We start from the raw sequence: 4,041 nt of genomic DNA, 5'->3' as shown, positions 1-4,041 counted from the left end.
CAATGCCCCATGCCCAATGCCCAATGACGCCAGGGGAGAGGGGGGAGGGGGGGAGCTCTTAGCAGGGATCTCTTAGCAGGGAGCAGGGAGACAAAGAAGAATAACCAACGCCCAATGCCCAATGCCCAATGACGCCAGGTGCTACAAAGGAGGGAACCTCCGCAACGCACTGGCTCCCCAATGCCCAATGCCCAATGCCCGATCCCCGGTCCCTAACTCACTGCTGAACTTATGGCTTGCAATGCTTCTTTAATCCGTGCAGAGCGAATTTCGCCAGCGTGGGTAATGCAAGCTGCCTCAATAATGTCGTCGGCAAAGTTGACCTCTACAGCTTTATCTTTGATGAGTAGTTGCATTAAAGATGTCAAGTTCTTTGCGTACAACTGACTAGCGTGGACTGGTTGGGAAGATGGTAAATTAATTGGGCCGATGACGGTGACGCCGTGGGCAACAATGTCTCTACCAGGATCAGTGCAAGCGCAGTTACCACCTTGTTCGGCGGCGATGTCTACAATTACTGAACCTGGTTTCATCTGCTTAACCATATCTTCTGTGACTAGAAGAGGGGCTTTTTTGCCAGGAACTTGAGCTGTGGTGATGACTACATCAGCATTTTTGATGTGTTCGGTGACAAGTTCTTGGGTGCGCTTTTTGCTGGCTTCGGAAATTTCTTTGGCGTAACCACCAGCGGCTGTTGTTTCTTCGTCTAATTTAACTTCGACAAATTTTGCTCCCAAACTTTGCACTTCTTCTTTGACGGCGGGACGAATATCAAAAGCTTCTACAATTGCTCCCAGGCGTCTGGCGGTGGCGATCGCTTGCAAGCCAGCAACACCAGCACCCATGATAAATATTTTGGCGGGGGCGATCGTACCAGCAGCAGTTGTCAGCATGGGGAAATATTTTGGTAGTGCGGCGGCGGCGATGAGTACGGCTTTGTAACCTGCAATTGATGCTTGTGATGATAAAGCATCCATGCTCTGCGCCCTAGTAGTACGGGGAATCATTTCCATACTCAAGGCTGTAACTTTACGATTTGCCAATTTCTGAGCTATGACTGGATTTCCTAAAGGATTGAGAAAGCTAATCAGTACAGCCCCTTCTTTGAGTAACTCTATTTCTGAGCGCCCGTCTTCTCGCTCTTGTGGTGGGCTGACTTTGAGGAGAATGTCTGCTTCTGACCATAATTTGTTAGTATCGGCAATTATTGTGGCTCCAGCAGCTTCGTAAGCAGCATCATTAAAGAATGCTCGTTCACCCGCACCAGTTTCTATCCAAATCTCTAAACCTTGTTTAACCAACCGCGCTACAATGTCGGGAACTAATGCCACACGACGTTCACATACTTCAATTTCTTTAGCAACTGCTATTCTCATGTAATCTCCTTGAGATTAAATACTTATTTCTGATGCAAGTTGTGAAACTTTTGCGATGAGTATTTAGACGTACTCTTAACTTTGGGATGGGGCTATCAGCTATAGGCTTTTCTCGTTTAGACCTTTACGCTTTCCCACTCTAGCTATCTAGACAAAGCCTGACTGTGCTGTTGTATGGATGTTGCAATTACATATACTTGCATTTATAGGTTATTTATTGCACATCCTATGCTGATCCCCAGCTTTTACATCTATGTCTTCAAATTCTTTTAGGGATTGCAAAATATTGTTGTGTCTTGTTTACATAGTGCAATATCGATTCATTTCTCACCAAATAATTCCTCACATGATTAGAAATTTTTTCTGCTGTGAGTAATGCTTACTGCCACCAATCTAGCTTAAGTTAGCTGGCGATCGCTCTATTAAATCGCTTAATTTTTATAACAAAAATCTTAATTTTAGATAAACTTGTACATATTCAGAAATACAACTTGATTCCAATAATTTTTTGTTCTCTGGTAAAACTATTAGAAAATAACTAATGATTAGAACTTTATATACCTCACAAGCTCGCTAGACTTCTAGTACAATTTTTTGTAAATTTAAAGACTATTTTTAAAATAGAGATTTTCCTCAATCTAGACAGGACGGCACTTTTGTAAAGGGTTAGACGTCTAAAATCTAAATAAAGTCAGTAGTAAAGTTTAGTTGTAAACCTTTACTCCCAGTTACTAAAACAACATCTTTCTTTCTGCCACAGGAGCTTGACTATGCGACGTTTATTTTCTGCCTTAGCGGTGACTGGCTTGTTACTGACAGGTTTACCAGCAATAAGTTGGGCGCAGAGTTTGCCAGGTTTTACGCTGTTTAGCGGTGTCAAAAGTGAAAATCAATTGCCTTTCCGATTGGATTTTGGCGGACAAAGCAATGCTTGGGACAGATATCGTTTAAAAATCCCCGCTAAAAAGATGAAATTCGCCGCTTCCCAATTTGTTGTTAACTATCCCAATTACTACAAAGGAACTATAGATCCCAAAAAAGTTGAAATCCGTGTGAAAGACAAAAAAGTCCCACTGTCTGAAGTGCAATGGGATAGAGAAAATCGCGTGATTCAAATTTACCCTCAAGAAGCCATACCAGCAGGTAGCAATGTTGAAATAGTGTTATCTAATGTCAAAAATCCAGCTTTTGGAGGCATTTTCTATTGGAACTGCTCAATTCAAACTCCGGGTGATGTCCCATTAGCGCGTTATTTGGGAACCTGGATTCTTAGTATTAGTTAGTCAAGCTTACAAGGGAACAGAGAACAGGGAACAGGGAAATATCAATAAATAAAATTTGTTTATTTTCATAAATATCAAAGTGGAAGTATCCAATATTAGCGGCTTATTTCCCCGTTTCTGTTCCCTCATTTCCCGTTCCCCGTAGATCAAAAACTCTTGACAATAGATTTTTGACTTATTTTGTTGACAAAAAAGTGATAAGATTATAGATTGTGGCTTTTTATAAAATTTTGCCGAAAAGGATAAAGGTATGCGGAGAACTTTAGAAGGAACAAACCGAAAGAGGAAGAGAACATCTGGTTTTCGTGCCAGAATGCGAACACCAGATGGTAGAAACGTAATTCGAGCTAGAAGAAAAAGAGGACGTTATCGCCTGAGTGTATAGGGTAAGGAAACTTAGACAGCAGTTGTGGCTTTGCCCAAAGCAAATCGGCTAAAATCCCGAAAAGATTTTCAGGCAGTTTTCCGGGAAGGTACTCGCCGTGATGGTTCTTATTTCACCTTGAGAGCCTTACGGCCATCTTCTATGAAAAAACCTTCTCTTGATACTGCCCAAACTTATGTAAAAGCAACAAATTCGGTGCTTTTTCCAGTCAAAATTGGTATTTCGATTAGCACCAAAGTCAGTAAACGGGCAGTAATTCGTAACCGCCTCAAACGGCAAATATCGGCAGCTTTGCATAAATTGTTGCCTCAATTGTCACCAGGATGGCGGTTAGTTGTAGTTGTAAAACCAACGGCCGCAGAATCTAAGTGCGTAACCCAACAATTTCTGCAAGAATTAGAGCAGTTGTTGGCAAAAGCTGAGGTATTAAATGGGCATTCGTGAAGAAGTTTATTTTGAAGGTGGTCCCCATATTGGGGATTTAATAATAAACATACTTATTGGCTTGACGATTGTAGGTTTACCGTTGACGGTAGGAGCAATTGTGAGAGCATTGTGGCTGCGTTATAGAATCACCGATCGCCGAATTTCTGTAACTGGCGGTTGGATGGGACGCGATCGCAGCGACGTTATCTACTCAGAAGTTGTCAAAATCGTCAAAGTTCCCCGCGGTATTGGCATATGGGGAGACATGGTATTAACCCTCAGAGATGGTAGTCGTTTAGAACTACGGGCTGTTCCTAAGTTCCGTGAGATCTATGATTACATCACTGAACGAGTCACCGCCAAAAATCCCAATTTTAATGTTAGTGCGAAAAAATAATGGGGATCGGGGAGCGGGGAGCGGGGAGCGGGAATCGGGGATTGGGGACAAGAGAGCAAGAGAGCAAGGGATCAAGGGATCAAGGGGGCAGGGAGTGTGGGGAGTGTGGGGAGTGTGGGGGGAATTATTATTTAACAAGTCTCTTCCCAATGCCCAATGCCCCATGCCCCATGC

Annotated in this window: 5 protein-coding genes; 4 read left to right on the top strand and 1 reads right to left on the bottom strand. The window is 42.8% G+C overall.

Translation table 11 applies throughout. From position 1 onward, the window contains the following. Positions 1 to 212: 212 nt before the first annotated feature. Positions 213 to 1,376, bottom strand: coding sequence for a Re/Si-specific NAD(P)(+) transhydrogenase subunit alpha (locus B4U84_RS23135; RefSeq protein WP_131120697.1), 1,164 nt, complete (start codon positions 1,374 to 1,376; stop codon positions 213 to 215). A 770-nt stretch (positions 1,377 to 2,146) separates the two neighbouring features. Between B4U84_RS23135 and B4U84_RS23130 the strand changes: the two genes are divergently transcribed. The 4 genes from B4U84_RS23130 (at position 2,147) to B4U84_RS23115 (ending at position 3,867) form a co-directional block, all read left to right on the top strand. Continuing rightward, a complete protein-coding gene (locus tag B4U84_RS23130; protein ID WP_017311512.1) occupies positions 2,147 to 2,659 on the top strand; it encodes a DUF2808 domain-containing protein in 513 nt (170 codons plus the stop codon). Between the two features lie 250 nt (positions 2,660 to 2,909). Then, a complete protein-coding gene (gene rpmH, locus B4U84_RS23125; RefSeq protein WP_071524783.1) occupies positions 2,910 to 3,044 on the top strand; it encodes a 50S ribosomal protein L34 in 135 nt (44 codons plus the stop codon). Positions 3,045 to 3,068: 24 nt separating this feature from the next. Beyond that, positions 3,069 to 3,488: a ribonuclease P protein component gene (gene rnpA, locus B4U84_RS23120; protein WP_131120696.1), complete on the top strand. Its 420-nt coding sequence runs from the start codon at positions 3,069 to 3,071 to the stop codon at positions 3,486 to 3,488. Then, positions 3,475 to 3,867, top strand: coding sequence for a PH domain-containing protein (locus B4U84_RS23115; RefSeq protein WP_017311510.1), 393 nt, complete (start codon positions 3,475 to 3,477; stop codon positions 3,865 to 3,867). Before rnpA ends, B4U84_RS23115 begins: the two co-directional genes overlap by 14 nt. The last annotated feature ends 174 nt before the right edge of the window (positions 3,868 to 4,041 follow it).

This window comes from Westiellopsis prolifica IICB1, from assembly GCF_004323185.1.
Lineage (GTDB): Bacteria > Cyanobacteriota > Cyanobacteriia > Cyanobacteriales > Nostocaceae > Pelatocladus > Pelatocladus prolificus_A.
Note: the sequence above shows the minus strand (reverse complement) of the source record. Positions and strands in the feature narration are given on the sequence as shown.

Bases quoted from the DNA above. Each gene is read 5' to 3' on its own strand.
- B4U84_RS23115 (WP_017311510.1), top strand. From the start codon at position 3,475: ATGGGCATTCGTGAAGAAGTTTATTTTGAAGGTGGTCCCCATATTGGG.
- B4U84_RS23135 (WP_131120697.1), bottom strand. From the start codon at position 1,376: ATGAGAATAGCAGTTGCTAAAGAAATTGAAGTATGTGAACGTCGTGTG.
- rpmH (WP_071524783.1), top strand. From the start codon at position 2,910: ATGCGGAGAACTTTAGAAGGAACAAACCGAAAGAGGAAGAGAACATCT.
- B4U84_RS23130 (WP_017311512.1), top strand. From the start codon at position 2,147: ATGCGACGTTTATTTTCTGCCTTAGCGGTGACTGGCTTGTTACTGACA.